This window comes from Shimia sp. NS0008-38b (assembly GCF_040370365.1).
GTDB lineage: Bacteria > Pseudomonadota > Alphaproteobacteria > Rhodobacterales > Rhodobacteraceae > Shimia.
Genome location: NZ_BAABWQ010000003.1, coordinates 390,088 through 402,922, shown reverse-complemented (window position 1 = coordinate 402,922; position 12,835 = coordinate 390,088). Strand labels below are relative to the sequence as shown.

15 protein-coding genes are annotated in these 12,835 nt (G+C 56.8%); 10 read left to right on the top strand and 5 right to left on the bottom strand.

Annotation, left to right across the window (positions count from 1 at the left end):
• The first annotated feature begins 32 nt into the window (after nucleotides 1-32).
• Complete coding sequence (locus tag ABWV47_RS14035) at nucleotides 33-272, top strand: accessory factor UbiK family protein (protein WP_353312853.1); 240 nt, start codon at nucleotides 33-35, stop codon at nucleotides 270-272.
• Nucleotides 273-362: 90 nt separating this feature from the next.
• On the opposite strand, the gene ABWV47_RS14030 is transcribed toward ABWV47_RS14035, so the two are convergent.
• Nucleotides 363-1,184 carry a PhzF family phenazine biosynthesis protein gene (locus ABWV47_RS14030; protein ID WP_353312851.1) on the bottom strand — a complete coding sequence of 274 codons (822 nt, stop codon included), beginning with the start codon at nucleotides 1,182-1,184 and terminating at the stop codon, nucleotides 363-365.
• Nucleotides 1,185-1,452: 268 nt separating this feature from the next.
• On the opposite strand from ABWV47_RS14030, the gene ABWV47_RS14025 reads away from it, so the two are divergent.
• From ABWV47_RS14025 to ABWV47_RS14010, 4 genes are read left to right on the top strand one after another with little or no spacing between them, the layout of a single operon-like run.
• Nucleotides 1,453-1,953 carry a type III secretion system chaperone family protein gene (locus ABWV47_RS14025; RefSeq protein WP_353312849.1) on the top strand — a complete coding sequence of 167 codons (501 nt, stop codon included), beginning with the start codon at nucleotides 1,453-1,455 and terminating at the stop codon, nucleotides 1,951-1,953.
• A gap of 32 nt (nucleotides 1,954-1,985) precedes the next feature.
• A complete protein-coding gene (gene proC / locus ABWV47_RS14020) occupies nucleotides 1,986-2,801 on the top strand; it encodes a pyrroline-5-carboxylate reductase (protein ID WP_353312847.1) in 816 nt (271 codons plus the stop codon).
• Complete coding sequence (locus tag ABWV47_RS14015) at nucleotides 2,794-3,132, top strand: tRNA-binding protein (RefSeq protein WP_353312845.1); 339 nt, start codon at nucleotides 2,794-2,796, stop codon at nucleotides 3,130-3,132. The genes proC and ABWV47_RS14015 overlap by 8 nt, the downstream gene beginning before the upstream one ends.
• Nucleotides 3,129-4,082, top strand: coding sequence for a 2-hydroxyacid dehydrogenase (locus tag ABWV47_RS14010; RefSeq protein WP_353312843.1), 954 nt, complete (start codon nucleotides 3,129-3,131; stop codon nucleotides 4,080-4,082). Before ABWV47_RS14015 ends, ABWV47_RS14010 begins: the two co-directional genes overlap by 4 nt.
• A 49-nt stretch (nucleotides 4,083-4,131) precedes the next feature.
• Here the strand turns inward: ABWV47_RS14010 and ABWV47_RS14005 are convergent, their stop codons facing one another.
• Complete coding sequence (locus ABWV47_RS14005) at nucleotides 4,132-4,731, bottom strand: thymidine kinase (RefSeq protein WP_353312841.1); 600 nt, start codon at nucleotides 4,729-4,731, stop codon at nucleotides 4,132-4,134.
• A 392-nt stretch (nucleotides 4,732-5,123) separates the two neighbouring features.
• On the opposite strand from ABWV47_RS14005, the gene ABWV47_RS14000 reads away from it, so the two are divergent.
• Entirely contained in the window at nucleotides 5,124-5,582 is a 459-nt protein-coding gene (locus ABWV47_RS14000) for a hypothetical protein (protein WP_353312839.1), read from the top strand.
• Nucleotides 5,583-5,585: 3 nt separating this feature from the next.
• Nucleotides 5,586-6,461: a helix-turn-helix transcriptional regulator gene (locus tag ABWV47_RS13995; RefSeq protein ID WP_353312837.1), complete on the top strand. Its 876-nt coding sequence runs from the start codon at nucleotides 5,586-5,588 to the stop codon at nucleotides 6,459-6,461.
• Between the two features lie 425 nt (nucleotides 6,462-6,886).
• On the opposite strand, the gene ABWV47_RS13990 is transcribed toward ABWV47_RS13995, so the two are convergent.
• Together ABWV47_RS13990 and truA are read right to left on the bottom strand one after the other, a co-directional pair.
• Nucleotides 6,887-8,008 carry a beta-ketoacyl-ACP synthase III gene (locus ABWV47_RS13990; RefSeq protein WP_353312835.1) on the bottom strand — a complete coding sequence of 374 codons (1,122 nt, stop codon included), beginning with the start codon at nucleotides 8,006-8,008 and terminating at the stop codon, nucleotides 6,887-6,889.
• Between the two features lie 229 nt (nucleotides 8,009-8,237).
• Nucleotides 8,238-9,008 carry a tRNA pseudouridine(38-40) synthase TruA gene (gene truA / locus ABWV47_RS13985; protein WP_353312833.1) on the bottom strand — a complete coding sequence of 257 codons (771 nt, stop codon included), beginning with the start codon at nucleotides 9,006-9,008 and terminating at the stop codon, nucleotides 8,238-8,240.
• Between the two features lie 109 nt (nucleotides 9,009-9,117).
• Between truA and ABWV47_RS13980 the strand changes: the two genes are divergently transcribed.
• The 3 genes from ABWV47_RS13980 to ABWV47_RS13970 are packed head-to-tail and all read left to right on the top strand — an operon-like array spanning nucleotide 9,118 to nucleotide 12,242.
• Nucleotides 9,118-10,530, top strand: coding sequence for a YcjX family GTP-binding protein (locus ABWV47_RS13980; protein ID WP_353312831.1), 1,413 nt, complete (start codon nucleotides 9,118-9,120; stop codon nucleotides 10,528-10,530).
• On the top strand, nucleotides 10,527-11,522 hold the full coding sequence (locus tag ABWV47_RS13975; RefSeq protein ID WP_353312829.1) for a YcjF family protein: 996 nt from the start codon (nucleotides 10,527-10,529) through the stop codon (nucleotides 11,520-11,522). Before ABWV47_RS13980 ends, ABWV47_RS13975 begins: the two co-directional genes overlap by 4 nt.
• Before the next feature lie 6 nt (nucleotides 11,523-11,528).
• Nucleotides 11,529-12,242, top strand: a complete 714-nt coding sequence (locus ABWV47_RS13970) for a VIT1/CCC1 transporter family protein (protein WP_353313882.1) — start codon at nucleotides 11,529-11,531, stop codon at nucleotides 12,240-12,242.
• A 7-nt stretch (nucleotides 12,243-12,249) separates the two neighbouring features.
• Here the strand turns inward: ABWV47_RS13970 and ABWV47_RS13965 are convergent, their stop codons facing one another.
• Nucleotides 12,250-12,657, bottom strand: coding sequence for a group III truncated hemoglobin (locus ABWV47_RS13965; protein ID WP_353312827.1), 408 nt, complete (start codon nucleotides 12,655-12,657; stop codon nucleotides 12,250-12,252).
• Nucleotides 12,658-12,835: the final 178 nt, after the last annotated feature.

The window sequence follows — 12,835 nt, the reverse complement described above, 5'->3', positions numbered from 1 at the left end:
TAGTCAGTCAGGATCACAATGCGGAGAGTGCAATGCAAACCCGAAACAAGTTCATGGACGACATGTCTCAGTTGATGACCAACGCCATGGGCGTGGCACAGGGCGCCAAGGATGAGGCCGACAATGCGATGAAGTCGCTGATGGACCGCTGGTTGGCGGATCGCGATTTTGTCACCCGTGAAGAATTTGATGCGGTGCGCGCGATGGCACAGAAGGCCCGCGAAGAGAATGAAGCGCTAAAAGCGCGGCTTGAAGCGTTGGAAGGCAAGTAAGCCAAACCCGCTTTGCGCGTTTGAGAGACGTGCGATTTGAGAGACGTTGGAAGGGCTGGCCGTTGGGCTGGCCTTTTTGTTTTGCGCGTATCAGAGCGTGATTGTGCCTGTGACACAGGTTTGTACCGCGCCGCCAACCCAGATGTCGGCCCCATCTTTTTGGATATGCACGCGGCCTTTTCGGCCCAACACTGTGCCTTGTGCGGCCACATAGGTATCTGGCGCGTGATCGTCGGCGATCAGCCATTGTGCGATGCCTGCGTTTAGGCTGCCGGTGACCGGGTCTTCAAAGCCGCCTGCCGAAAAGCCGCGCACTTCAAAGTCTGTATCGGATCCGGTGGCGACACCCCCGATGCGCAGGCCGTCGAGTGTGGCGTAGTCTGGGGTGATTTGCATCAGTTTGGCATGGCTTTTGAGCAAAAGTGCGGCCCAGCCGGGGCCGTTGTCGACCCAAGCGGCGGCTTGCACATCCGAAGGTGTGAGCGACAATCCGGCCAGCGCTTTGGTCAAGATGTCGGCGGGCAAGGGACCACTGCGTTTGAGCGGTGGCGCTTGAAAATACAAGCGATTTTGAGCCTGACGGATGCGGATCACTCCAATGCCGCATTCCTGTAGGATGTCATCGTTTGCGGGTGCCCCGCCGTTGGTGAGCCACGCATGGCAACTTCCCAATGTGGGATGGCCCGCAAAGGGCAATTCTTGCACCGGGGTGTAAATGCGCACTCGGTAGTCTGCTGCCGGGTTTTTCGGAGGCAACAGGAAGCTGGTTTCGCTGAGATTGGTCCAATGGGCAAGCTGCGCCATTTTCTCATCGCTCAGATCGGCGGCCTCATGCACCACAGCCAGAGGATTGCCGAGTGTTGGCGTTTCGCAAAATACATCCACCTGAGAAAACGGGAACGGTCGCTTCATTTGGTTTAAATCCTTGGACGCGCGGGAGATTGGACCACATTGCACCGGCCTTTTCAGGGTCTTTCACCGAGTGGCGAAGACTTGTGCTTACTTCACTTTAATCCACAACTTATTGCGTTATCCACAGATATTTTGCTTTACACGTCGTTAACGGCGCACCACCATATGTGGTAAGGAATGTGAAGTTATCCACAGTTCCTAGAGCAGGCACCAAACGCTAGGGGAGCTGCCATTCCCTGCGGCGTGTGAAAACAAATGAGGTGGCGCCATGGCATTATCCGAACAGTTTCTCGAAGAGGACCTACACCCTATCGACATCGTCGAGCATATCGCGGAAGTGCGCGATTGGAGCTTTGACCGCATCGCGGACGATCAGATTGCGATGGCTGTCGAAGGGCAGTGGAAAACCTATTCCATCACTTTGGCGTGGTCGGCCTATGACGAAACCCTGCGCATGGTGTGTTCCTATGAAGCCGAGCCCCCAGAAGAGCGGTTGCCGCAGCTTTATGAGACATTGAACGCCGTCAACGACGAGTGTTGGTCGGGGGCATTCACCTTTTGGGAACAGCAGAAGCTGATGATTTACCGCTACGGCCTCGTGCTCAGCGGTGGTCAGGTGGCCAGCCCGGATCAGATCGACACGATGATCAAAGGCGCGATCCAGAACGCAGAGCGCTTTTATCCGGCTTTCCAGTTGGTGGTTTGGGGTGAGCGGACTGTGAAAGATGCTATGCAAGTTGCCATTGCAGAGGCTTACGGCCGGGCGTAACACTTGCCCCCAACACAACTAAGGGGGCTTTTATGGACATGACAGCGGTGGCCGAGCGCGGCCTGGTGCTTTTGGGCTGTGGCAAGATGGGAACTGCCATGTTGCAGGGGTGGCTCGCGGATGGGCTGCCCGCAACATCCGTGTGGGTGCAGGACCCCCAGCCCAGCGATTGGGTGCAGGGCAGCGGCGTCAATGTGAATGCGGACCTTCCGGGCAAACCTGCCGTGGTTTTGATTGCAGTGAAGCCGCAGATGATGGCTGACGCCTTGCCAATATTGGCGGCGATGGGCAACGGGGACACAGTGTTTGTGTCGGTTGCCGCGGGAATTTCAATTGCGACATATGAAGACATCCTTGGCGCGCTGACACCCATTGTGCGCGCGATGCCCAACACCCCCGCCGCGGTTGGCAAAGGCATCACCGCGATTGTGGGCAATGGCCCTGCTGGCATTGCTGGGCTAGAGGCTGCGGAGGGGCTGTTACAGGCTGTAGGGCAGGTGGTCCGGCTTGAACGAGAGAGCCAAATGGATGCTGTGACCGGGCTCAGCGGATCTGGTCCTGCCTACGTGTTTCACATGATTGAATGTATGGCGGCTGCAGGGGAGGCACAGGGCCTGTCTCCTGAGCTGTCTATGGCGCTTGCCAAGGCCACGGTTGCCGGGGCAGGTGCGCTGGCGGAAACCGCTGATGACAGCCCCGCGCAATTGCGTGTGAATGTCACAAGCCCCAACGGCACCACGCAGGCCGGCTTGGAAGTTTTGATGGACACCGCCCAAGGCTTGCCTCCCTTGATGATCAAAACTGTTGGGGCGGCGGCGGATCGCAGTCGGGAGTTGGCCAATGGCTGAGATTGATTTCGACGATTTTCTGAAAGTGGATATTCGTGTCGGCACAGTTGTGCAGGCGGAACCCTACCCTGAAGCGCGCAAACCAGCGATCAAGCTTTGGGTGGATTTTGGCGATGAATTGGGAGTGCGCAAAAGCTCAGCGCAGATCACCGCGCACTACAACCCAGAGGGTTTGATCGGGAAGCAGGTCATGGCCGTGGTCAATTTTCCGCCGCGCCAGATTGGCAAATTCATGTCGGAGATACTGGTCCTTGGGTTGCCTGATGACAAAGGTGAGATCGTTTTGGCGGGCCCTGATGGGGCTGTGCCCAACGGGGGGCGCATGCATTGAAGACCCTGTTGATCACACGTCCGCTACCAGATGCAGTGCTGTCTGCGGCGCGCGCAGAATTCCATGTCACGGTGCGGTTGAACAACTTGCCCATGCAACCAGATGAGCTGCGCGACGCTTTGCGCAATTTTGATTTGGTCTTGCCGACGCTGGGGGACAAGTTTGATGCTGCGGTGTTTGCTGATGTGACCTCTCCCAAGTGTAAGCTGTTGGCGAATTTTGGTGTTGGCTACAATCACATTGATGTTGAGGCTGCCCGGCGCGCGGGGGTTGCGGTGAGCAACACGCCCGGCGCGGTGACAGATGCCACAGCGGATGTGGCCATGACCCTGATGTTGATGAGTGCGCGACGGGCGGGCGAAGGCGAGCGGTTGGCACGGTCTGGCCAGTGGAAGGGCTGGCACCCGACGCAAATGTTGGGTCTGCATGTCAGCGGAAAGACCGTTGGCATTGCCGGTATGGGACGGATTGGACAGGCGATAGCGCAACGATGCCACTATGGATTTGGCATGGACGTCAAATATTGGAACCGCTCTGAGAAGGTGTTGTCCCATCCGGCTGAACGCATTGAGGATCTTGCCGAATTGGCGGCACAGGTCGACATTTTGGTGTCTGCCGTTCCAGGAGGCGCAAGCACACATCACTTGTTTGACGCCGCGATTTTTGCCGCGATGCAGCCCCACGCCCATTTTATCAATATCGCGCGCGGAGAAGTGGTGCGGGAAGCGGCGCTGATTGCGGCGCTGCAGGATCAGCGCATCGCGGGCGCCGGGCTGGATGTGTATGAGTTTGAACCCAAAGTGCCGGACACGTTGCGCAAGTTAGACAATGTGACGTTGTTGCCGCATCTGGGCACCGCTGCTTTGGAAGTACGGACAGAAATGGGGCTGATGGCGGTCGACAATCTGGTCGCGTTTGCCACCGGCAATACTGCCCCAAATTGTCTCTAAGGCGCGCTGCCATGAACTCGGAGCATCTGTGGGCAACACCATATGCAGATCAATTGGTTTCGTCTGCTGGCAAGTCGCCCATGGCCGCTCGCCAATGGCGACGGCACAGGGAAACATACGTTTCGTTGCCACCAATTTGAACCTGAGCGCCCTCGCGAATGACGTTGCCGCTCTCGTCTTGGCGCACAACCATCGAGGCCTTTTTCCCGCAGTGACAAATGGTGCGCACTTCGCGCATTTCATCCGCGAGGGCCAACAATGCAGCGGAGCCCGGGAACAGGCGACCCTGAAAGTCGACTCGCAAGCCAAAACACATCACCGGAACACTCAGATCGTCCACGGCTTGCGCCAGCTGCCACACCTGTGATTCGCTTAAAAATTGGGCCTCATCGATGAATACGCAGGCCACAGGTCCCTGATCCAAACGGGCTTTTATGATCTCAAAGAGGGATGACGTAGCGTCAAACGTGTCCGCAGGCTCAGAGATGCCAATCCGTGAGGCAATGCGGCCGGGACCGTCTCTGTTATCAAGCCCGGCTGTGAGCAGATAAGTCTGCATGCCGCGCTCGCGGTAGTTGTGAGATGCTTGCAAAAGAACGGTCGATTTGCCGGCGTTCATGGTCGAGTATTGGAAGTAGAGCTTGGCCATGTAAGCCTCTTAAGCCGCCTTTGTAGGAAGGTGCAAGACTGCCTATGCGCCTCGGCGAAAAATTCACACAGCGGGTGATTTTGGGGAAAGCGACGGGAGGGGGACCAAAGAGAAACGCGGCCCGACCCACCTTGGCATCGCCAATGGGGATGATGAGGCCGTGCCGCGCGGCCTTTCGGCCAAACGAGGGTCAGGTGACAGTCTGAAGCTCGCCTTTCTTCGGTCCGGCCCCACCCGCCGGAAACTGATACTGCCGGAGAAAACACATCCGGTCTTTCTCAAATACCAAATTCAGGTTAATTCAGGGAATGGGAAAAAAACCGCAGCATTCCCCTACCGTGCCAAAGCAAACGGGAAATGCGGCTGATCAGACAATAGGTTGAGACAAGTACATGAGTGTGGTGCATAGCTATCTTAAGAAACATTCCGAGGCCCTCGTGAAGGACGTCGGAATCGAAGCCGCTTGTGAATTGACCGGCAAATCGAAGGCCACTTTGGGTCGGTACTACTCCAGCCATGATGAACATGCAGACCGGTTTATGCCGGTGGATGCGGTGGCCGCATTGGAAGAGGCCGCATCTTATCCACATGTGACAGCCGCATTGGCCGAGCTTCGTGGTAATTCTCTTGAAATGGAAAGCCGACGTCGCAATTCATCTGACAAGGGTGGCGTGAACGCCGACGTGATTGCGCTAAGCCAACGCTTTGCGCTGTTGATGGGCGAATACAATCAATCCATCGAGGACGGCATCATTACGATGACCGAAGCCAAACGCCTTTTGCGTGAGACAGTGGCGTTGCAACAGGTGCTGGTGGACATGAAACTGCATCTGGAAGAGGAATCCGTTTAACGCATGACCACGCTTCCCGGGCGACGACCGTTATTGGCGGCTGAACGCCATACACCGGAACTGTTGCATGGGTTTCTTGCCGATCTTGAAACCACGCAGACCTCGACTGAAGTCTGGTCACTGATTGTCGAGGTGGGGCGCACATTAAACCTGCCATTTATTGACTTCATTTGTGCTGACAATTTTGCCAATTGGAAGCGTACCTTGTTCATTCGAACCTCGTATGACAGCACGTGGCTGAATGCGGTCAATCAGAACCCGGATGTCGCCAAGTGGAGTTATTTTCGCACACATGCGGTGCATCATCTGACGCCCTTGGCCGTCGGTTTGGAGTTCATCGACGAATACCACCACATTCCCGAGGAACGTCATGCCGTCCTGCGTGAGGCGGCCCGGCGTGGGTTGAGAGCTGGTTTTTCCGTTCCATTGCGGTTGCATGCTCCGCCTCAAGCCGCCCTCATTACCTTTTCTGGAGACCACTCCAAAAGAGAGATGCATCATATAATTCAAACCCATGGATGGGTTTTGGCCACCGTTGCGATGATGGGACATCAGCGGTATCTCACCCATTTTTCGGCGGAATTTACGCAACGCAATCGGATATCTGAAAAGCAGCGCGAGCTGTTGGAAATGATTGGGGCGGGTTTGCAGGACAAAGTGATTGCTGAGCAGTTGCAAGTTTCGGTGTCCGCCGTGCGGCAACGTATGAACAGTATTCTGAGTAAAACAGGGCTGTCCAACAGAGCAGATCTGGCAGCACTCGCAATGAGTGCTGGGCTCGTACAAGACCCGCTAAATCGCACCCGAGATGACGACGGAGACGTGTTGGTTGAAATGGGTGTGCCGACAGCTGAAAAAGTCCGCTTTCGCATCCGATAGTTGCGTCTTTGATGCGCCTGCAAGTCAATTAAAAAGGGTGTCCCGGGAACCGGAACACCCTCGCGTCATAAAAAGACTAACAGGGAAATAAATGCACGGGTGTGCGTACTAACCTCTGCACGGGACAGCGCAGAGCAGAAGGGGATCAGCAAACAATCACCTCTCGAACCTGTCATCTCAGAATGCTTGGGGTAGCACCACGGTGAGACAACAGCTCCCTCCAGCAATCATATTAGTGCATAGTCAAACGCGAGTCTGGAGGTTGGGCCTTCTCATACTTCGTGAAGGCCGCTGATAATTTTGATAGTTTTTTTGATTTTAACTGTAGTTTATAACAGTCTGTGTGCGGCGGTATACCCAATCTAATCGAATCGCTGATACCAGACCGCTTCTAAAGATCACACTGAACCAAGATATGTGATGGATCAGTGGCGGCGTACGACCACGGAGCCCACCGAATATCCCGCCCCAAAGGAGCAAATGACACCAATGTTCCCGGGCGTGAGATCAGCGGAGTATTTTGAGAAGGCAATGATGGATCCTGCAGAGGACGTATTGGCATAGTCTTGCAAGATATTGGGCTGCTCGCTGGCGTCCGGCGTACGGCCAAGAACCTTCTTGCCGATAAAATCATTCATGGATTTGTTGGCTTGATGGAGCCAGAGCCGATCAAGCTGATCGGGCGCGATGCCTTCTTCTGCGATATGGGCCAGCATATGGGCGGACACCATTGGCACCACCTCTTTAAAGACTTTTCGGCCGTTTTGCATAAATTGCATGTCGCGGCGATCGTTTACGCCATCTGGGCGCGAGCGACGCAAAAAGCCGTTGTTATTGCGGATGTTGTTGGAAAACTGTGTCGCGCAGCGGGTGGATAATATTTCGAAATGGCTGCCTTGTGCGTCATCTGTACGTTCGATCACCGAAGCTGTGGCCACATCACCAAAAATGAAATGGCAGTCGCGGTCACGCCACTCCAAGTGACCCGAACAGATTTCTGGGTTCACAACGATGGCCTTACGCACGGACCCCGCACGCACCATGTCGGCAGCAGCTTGGATGCCAAAGGTGGCGGAAGAGCATGCGACGTTCATGTCAAAGGCAAATCCCTGCGCGCCAAGTTCTTTTTGAATTTCGATTGCAACAGCTGGGTAGGCGCGCTCCATGTTGGAAGCCGCACAAATCACCAGATCGATGTCAGATGCATCCACCTGAGCCTGTTCCAAGGCTGTTTGGCAGGCCTTCAGCGCCATTTCGGTCATGATCGAAGGTTCATCATCGCTGCGTTGGCGCAATTCAGGATGCATGACATCCGGGTTTAGCACGCCCTTTTTGTCCAAGACGTGTCGCTGCTCGATGCCAGACGCTTTGAAAATAAACGCACTTGAGGAGTGTTGTAATGGCTCTACGTCGCCGGCGGCGATGGCTTCGGCATTTTGTGCATTCATCTTGTCAGCGTAGGCGTTGAAGCTGGCAACCAGTTCGTCATTTGTGATGATTTGATCTGGCGTGAAGACGCCGGTGCCGGTGATGGCTGGCTTGAACATAAGAGGCCCCAAGTGGTTCTGGTGGCGGGAAGCTAGCATCCTTTTTGAGCAAAAGGTCAAGAGTTGACTTATGGTCAACTGGATCTTCCGCCTTGTTTTATTGGTGCGCGCGGCACCAACAGCTCATGCCAAGCGCTCGCCTTGTGATCGCTTCCGTTGGGTTTTTTGGCCTGTGAAAAGAGTGAGTTGCACGACTTTTGTGGGCTGCAATTCTCCGCGGGTCCAGCGTCTACTGCGCGAAAGGCGCCTCAGGATAGGTCACTTCAGCCAAGTACAGACCCTGAGGGGGGCAGACAGGGCCGCAAGCTGCGCGGTTACGTGCGTTGAGCGCAGCGGAAACATCGTCGGGGCTCCACGCTCCGGCGCCGACACGCTCCAGTGTCCCCACAAAGCTGCGGACCTGATTGTGTAGGAATGAGCGTGCACGCACATGGAAGTGGATCTCTGGACCGCCCATTGTGTCGAACCGTTCCACATCCAGTGCATCCAAGGTTTTTTGCGGGCTGGCGGCCTGACAGATGGTGCTGCGGAAGGTTGTGAAGTCGTGGTTGCCAATCAGCCGATCGGCACCTTCCTGAATGGCTGCAACATCAAGGTCATGTTTGACCTGCCAGACCAATCCGGCCTGATGCGTGGCCGGGGCGCGGCGCATCAGAATGCGAAACAGATAGCGGCGCTCTGTGGCGGAGAACCGTGCGTGCCATTCATCGGACACGCGGGCGCAGTTGAGAATGGCAACCGGGGCAGGTTTGAGTTGAAAATTCAATGCCTCAGAAAGCCGAAACGGATCCCAGTCTTTCTCCATATCGCAATGGGCAATTTGGCCCAATCCATGTACGCCGGCGTCCGTGCGGCCCGCTGCAGCGATCGTATGGGCGCGCGGCTCTAGTTTCGCCAACGCATCCTCAATCGCGCCTTGCACAGAAGGCTGATCGGCTTGGCGTTGCCAGCCTGCAAAGGGCGCGCCGTGGTATTCAACTTGAAGAGCATATCTGGGCATGTGGCTGGAGGTAGACCATCGGGCGGGGAATTTGAAGTCCCTGTGCCCACTGGAAATGGCGCCGGGGGCGGCTTAGGTTGGATGCGAAACAGGCAAAGGGACCAAAGACTTGGTCATTTCTACACTTGCGGATGGGGTTGCACGCCAGATTGAGGCTGTCACGGACAGTGTGACTGGTGTGTTTGAGCCGGTGGTGCGGCTGGGCGTGACCGGGCTGGCGCGATCGGGAAAGACGGTGTTTATCACCTCTCTGGTGGCAAATTTATTGGATCGTGGACGTATGCCACAGCTGGCGGCGGCGGCTGAAGGGCGAATAGAGGCCGCCTACTTGCAGCCGCAGCCGGATGATCTTGTGCCGAGATTTGATTTTGAGAATCATTTGGCGACGATGACGGGCGCTTCGCCGCAGTGGCCAGAGAGCACGCGGGCGATTAGTGAGCTGCGTGTGTCGTTGCGGGTGCGCCCAAACGGGTTGTTGGCCGGGCTACAAGGCGCGCGGACGGTGCACCTGGACATCGTGGACTATCCGGGCGAGTGGCTCTTGGATCTTGGTTTGATGGACAAGTCTTTTGCCACGTGGAGTGCAGAGGTTTTGGCGCGGCTTGAGGTGCGTGAGGAGGCCGCAGAGTATCTCGGTTTGGTGCGTGCGGTGGATGGCGCCGCAGAGCTGCAGGAGCCAAAGGCACAGGCGTTGGCGGCCGGGTTCACGGAGTACCTGCAGGCCGCTCGTGCAGCAGGCTATTCAGACTGCACCCCCGGGCGGTTTTTGTTGCCCGGCGATCTGGCGGGATCTCCGGTTTTGACTTTTGCGCCTCTTCTGCCAGCGGACAAATCTGCGCGCCGCTCGATGTGGCGCGTGTTTGAGAAGCGGTTTGAGGCCTATAAAGCGCAGGTGGTGAAGCCGTTTTTCCGGGATCATTTTGCACGTATCGACCGGCAGGTGGTGTTGGTGGATGTGCTGGGTGCGATCCACGCCGGACCGGCTGCGGTCGAAGATATGCGCGGCGGGTTGGCGGACACATTGGCGGCGTTTCGACCCGGACGGAACGCGTTTTTGACACGCTTGCTGATGGGCAAACGGGTGGAAAAAATCTTGTTCGCGGCCACCAAGGCGGATCATTTGCATCACAGCCAGCATCCGCAACTGACCAATATCATGCAGGCGCTCACGCGTGAGGCTGCGGATCGGGCGCAGTTTGCGGGGGCAAAGAGTGACGCGCTTTCGCTGGCAGCGCTGCGGACCACGGTTGAGGAAAGCATAATGCATGAAGGGCGCAAACTAGATTGCGTGCGTGGACAGCTTCTGGATGGTGGTCGCCAAGCGGCGTTTTACCCCGGTGATTTGCCTCAAGATCCCAGCACGTTGTTGTCGCCTGCCAAATCCGGCGAAACAGCGTGGTTGGATCAGGACTATCAGGTGATGAAATTCGCACCGGCCGCCAACACTCTGCGGCCCGGTGAGGGGCCACCACACATTCGCATGGACCGAGCGGCGCAGTTTTTGATCGGAGATGTGTTGTGAGCAACGGACCTGTTTTGATTGAGCTGGAAGATCAGCCAGCACCTGAAGTGGCACAGGCGGCGCCGGTGCCCGATCTTTTGACGCCCTCGCCAAATGGGCAGGCCATGCAGGTGGCTGCGCGGCTCGGCGCGGGCAAACCCTCGCGTCTGACACGGTGGTTTTGGTCGCTGATTGGTTTGTTTCTGAGCGCGGCTGTGTCGATGGCAGCTTGGGATTTTGCCACGGGTTTGGTGGCACGCATGCCTGTGCTTGGCTGGGTGGTGACCGCGATTGGCGCGGCGGCTCTGGCTGTGGCGGTTTTGATTGTCTTGCGAGAATTGGCGGGATTGGCGCGTTTGCGGCGGGTTGATGGTCTAAAGGCGCGCGCCGATGCAGCGGCGCAGGCGCATGATATGGCGCAGTCGCGCGATATTGTGGATCAATTGTTGCGGTTTTACCGAGGCCGTGAGGATTTGGCTTGGGGGCGAGACAGTTTGCAAAAACAGCGCGCCGAGGTGTTGGATGCGGATGCACTTATGGTGTTGGCGGAGCGTGAGCTGATGGGGCCGCTGGACAAAGCGGCGCAGTTGGAAGTTGAAGCGGCGGCTCGGCAGGTGGCAGCTGTGACGGCGTTGGTGCCATTGGCCTTGGCCGACGTTGTGGCGGCTTTGACCTCCAACATTCGCATGATCCGGCGGATTGCGGAAATTTACGGCGGTCGGGCTGGCACACTTGGCAGTTGGCGCCTGTTTCGGGCGGTGATGACCCATTTGGTGGCAACGGGTGCGGTTGCCGCCGGAGATGATCTGATCGGGACCATTGCTGGGGGTGGAGCTTTGGCCAAGCTGAGCCGCCGTTTTGGTGAGGGTATTGTCAACGGTGCGCTGACCGCGCGTGTTGGCGTCGCGGCCATGGAGGTCTGTCGCCCGCTGCCGTTTGGCGAAGGACGCCGACCTAGCGTGGCGGGGCTGGTCAAACGGGCACTGACAGGATTGTTTTCCAAAGAAAGCTAGGAGGTCATCGTGCAACACGGACATTCGCCGCAAGAGGTTCAACGTCGGATCAGCACTCCACCGGGACGAGGGTTGTTGCGTGATGTGGTCTACGGCGGCATTGACGGTTCTGTGACGACTTTTGCGATTGTTGCTGGTGTGGCAGGTGCGGGATTGTCGCCGGTGATCATCGTTGCTTTGGGCATTGCCAACGTTTTGGCGGACGGGTTTTCGATGGCGGCGGGCAATTTCCTCGGCACCAAGGCAGAGTTGGATGATGCCAAACGCCTGCGCGTCGTGGAGAAACACCATTTGCAAGAGTGGCCGGAAGGTGAGCGTCTTGAAATCCGCGAAATCCTACGCCTGAAAGGGCTTGAGGGGGATGTGCTGGAGGCCGCAACCGATGCCATTGCAGCCAACGAAGAGGCCGCGGTGCAATTGATGTTGGAAGGCGAATATGGCCTTGCAAGTGTGGACCCACATCCTCAACGCGCTGCACTGGCAACTTTTTTGGCGTTTCTGGTGGCTGGAATGGTGCCCTTGTTGCCGTTCATTTTTGGCATGCCAGACGCGTTTCGGTTGTCGGCGTACCTGACCGGAGTCACGTTTTTTGCCATTGGTACCATGAAGTCAAAGTGGTCCTTGGAGCCATGGTGGCGATCTGGACTGGAGACGTTGGCCATTGGCGGCGTCGCGGCAGGAATTGCATACGGTGTGGGCAGTTTGTTTAACGTTGGCTAAGCGTGCGTTACCTCAGAATAGGCACGCCGCCAGCGTCTTTGGTTTGTTCCACGACGCCAGCGCGCAACGAGCGCCCGATGCGATGGGCCAGTAGGGACCACGCGGCCGCTTGATCCGGTTTCAATTCCCGGCGCAATGTCATGTCAAACAGTGCCAACCATGCGTCAAACATGCCTGGGCGGACATTTCCAGCATCGCGATGAACCTTAAGCGGATTGCCGTCATAGGAGCGCTCGTGCAGGATCGCATTGGCCCAAAAATCGATAATTTTGGCTTCGTGTTTGGGCCAGTCCGTGACGTGCACGGCAAAGACGGGGCCAAGACCGGGATGTTGGCGCACCATTTCGTAGAAGCTGGCCACAACACGGGCGATGTCCTCTCGGGTGACATCAAATTTGGGGGGCAGTGTGGGCATGAGCCTCTCCTTTGTCTCCGCAAATAGGCAAAGAGGGCACGAGGAGCAAGTATCGCGGCTTTACCACAGGCAACGCGCGCCCTATAAGGCGCTTATGACGCAGATAATCGCAATCATTATTCGAATTATCAGCCCGGCGCTCTAATCCATCGAGCCGCCGGGACAAGGCGTATGGAAC

Excerpts from the sequence above, each read along its gene's own strand:
- ABWV47_RS14030 (WP_353312851.1), bottom strand. The coding sequence starts at position 1,184 with ATGAAGCGACCGTTCCCGTTTTCTCAGGTGGATGTATTTTGCGAAACG.
- ABWV47_RS13990 (WP_353312835.1), bottom strand. The coding sequence starts at position 8,008 with ATGTTCAAGCCAGCCATCACCGGCACCGGCGTCTTCACGCCAGATCAA.
- ABWV47_RS13965 (WP_353312827.1), bottom strand. The coding sequence starts at position 12,657 with ATGCCCACACTGCCCCCCAAATTTGATGTCACCCGAGAGGACATCGCC.
- ABWV47_RS13995 (WP_353312837.1), top strand. The coding sequence starts at position 5,586 with ATGACCACGCTTCCCGGGCGACGACCGTTATTGGCGGCTGAACGCCAT.
- truA (WP_353312833.1), bottom strand. The coding sequence starts at position 9,008 with ATGCCCAGATATGCTCTTCAAGTTGAATACCACGGCGCGCCCTTTGCA.
- proC (WP_353312847.1), top strand. The coding sequence starts at position 1,986 with ATGGACATGACAGCGGTGGCCGAGCGCGGCCTGGTGCTTTTGGGCTGT.
- ABWV47_RS14005 (WP_353312841.1), bottom strand. The coding sequence starts at position 4,731 with ATGGCCAAGCTCTACTTCCAATACTCGACCATGAACGCCGGCAAATCG.
- ABWV47_RS14025 (WP_353312849.1), top strand. The coding sequence starts at position 1,453 with ATGGCATTATCCGAACAGTTTCTCGAAGAGGACCTACACCCTATCGAC.
- ABWV47_RS14035 (WP_353312853.1), top strand. The coding sequence starts at position 33 with ATGCAAACCCGAAACAAGTTCATGGACGACATGTCTCAGTTGATGACC.
- ABWV47_RS14000 (WP_353312839.1), top strand. The coding sequence starts at position 5,124 with ATGAGTGTGGTGCATAGCTATCTTAAGAAACATTCCGAGGCCCTCGTG.
- ABWV47_RS14015 (WP_353312845.1), top strand. The coding sequence starts at position 2,794 with ATGGCTGAGATTGATTTCGACGATTTTCTGAAAGTGGATATTCGTGTC.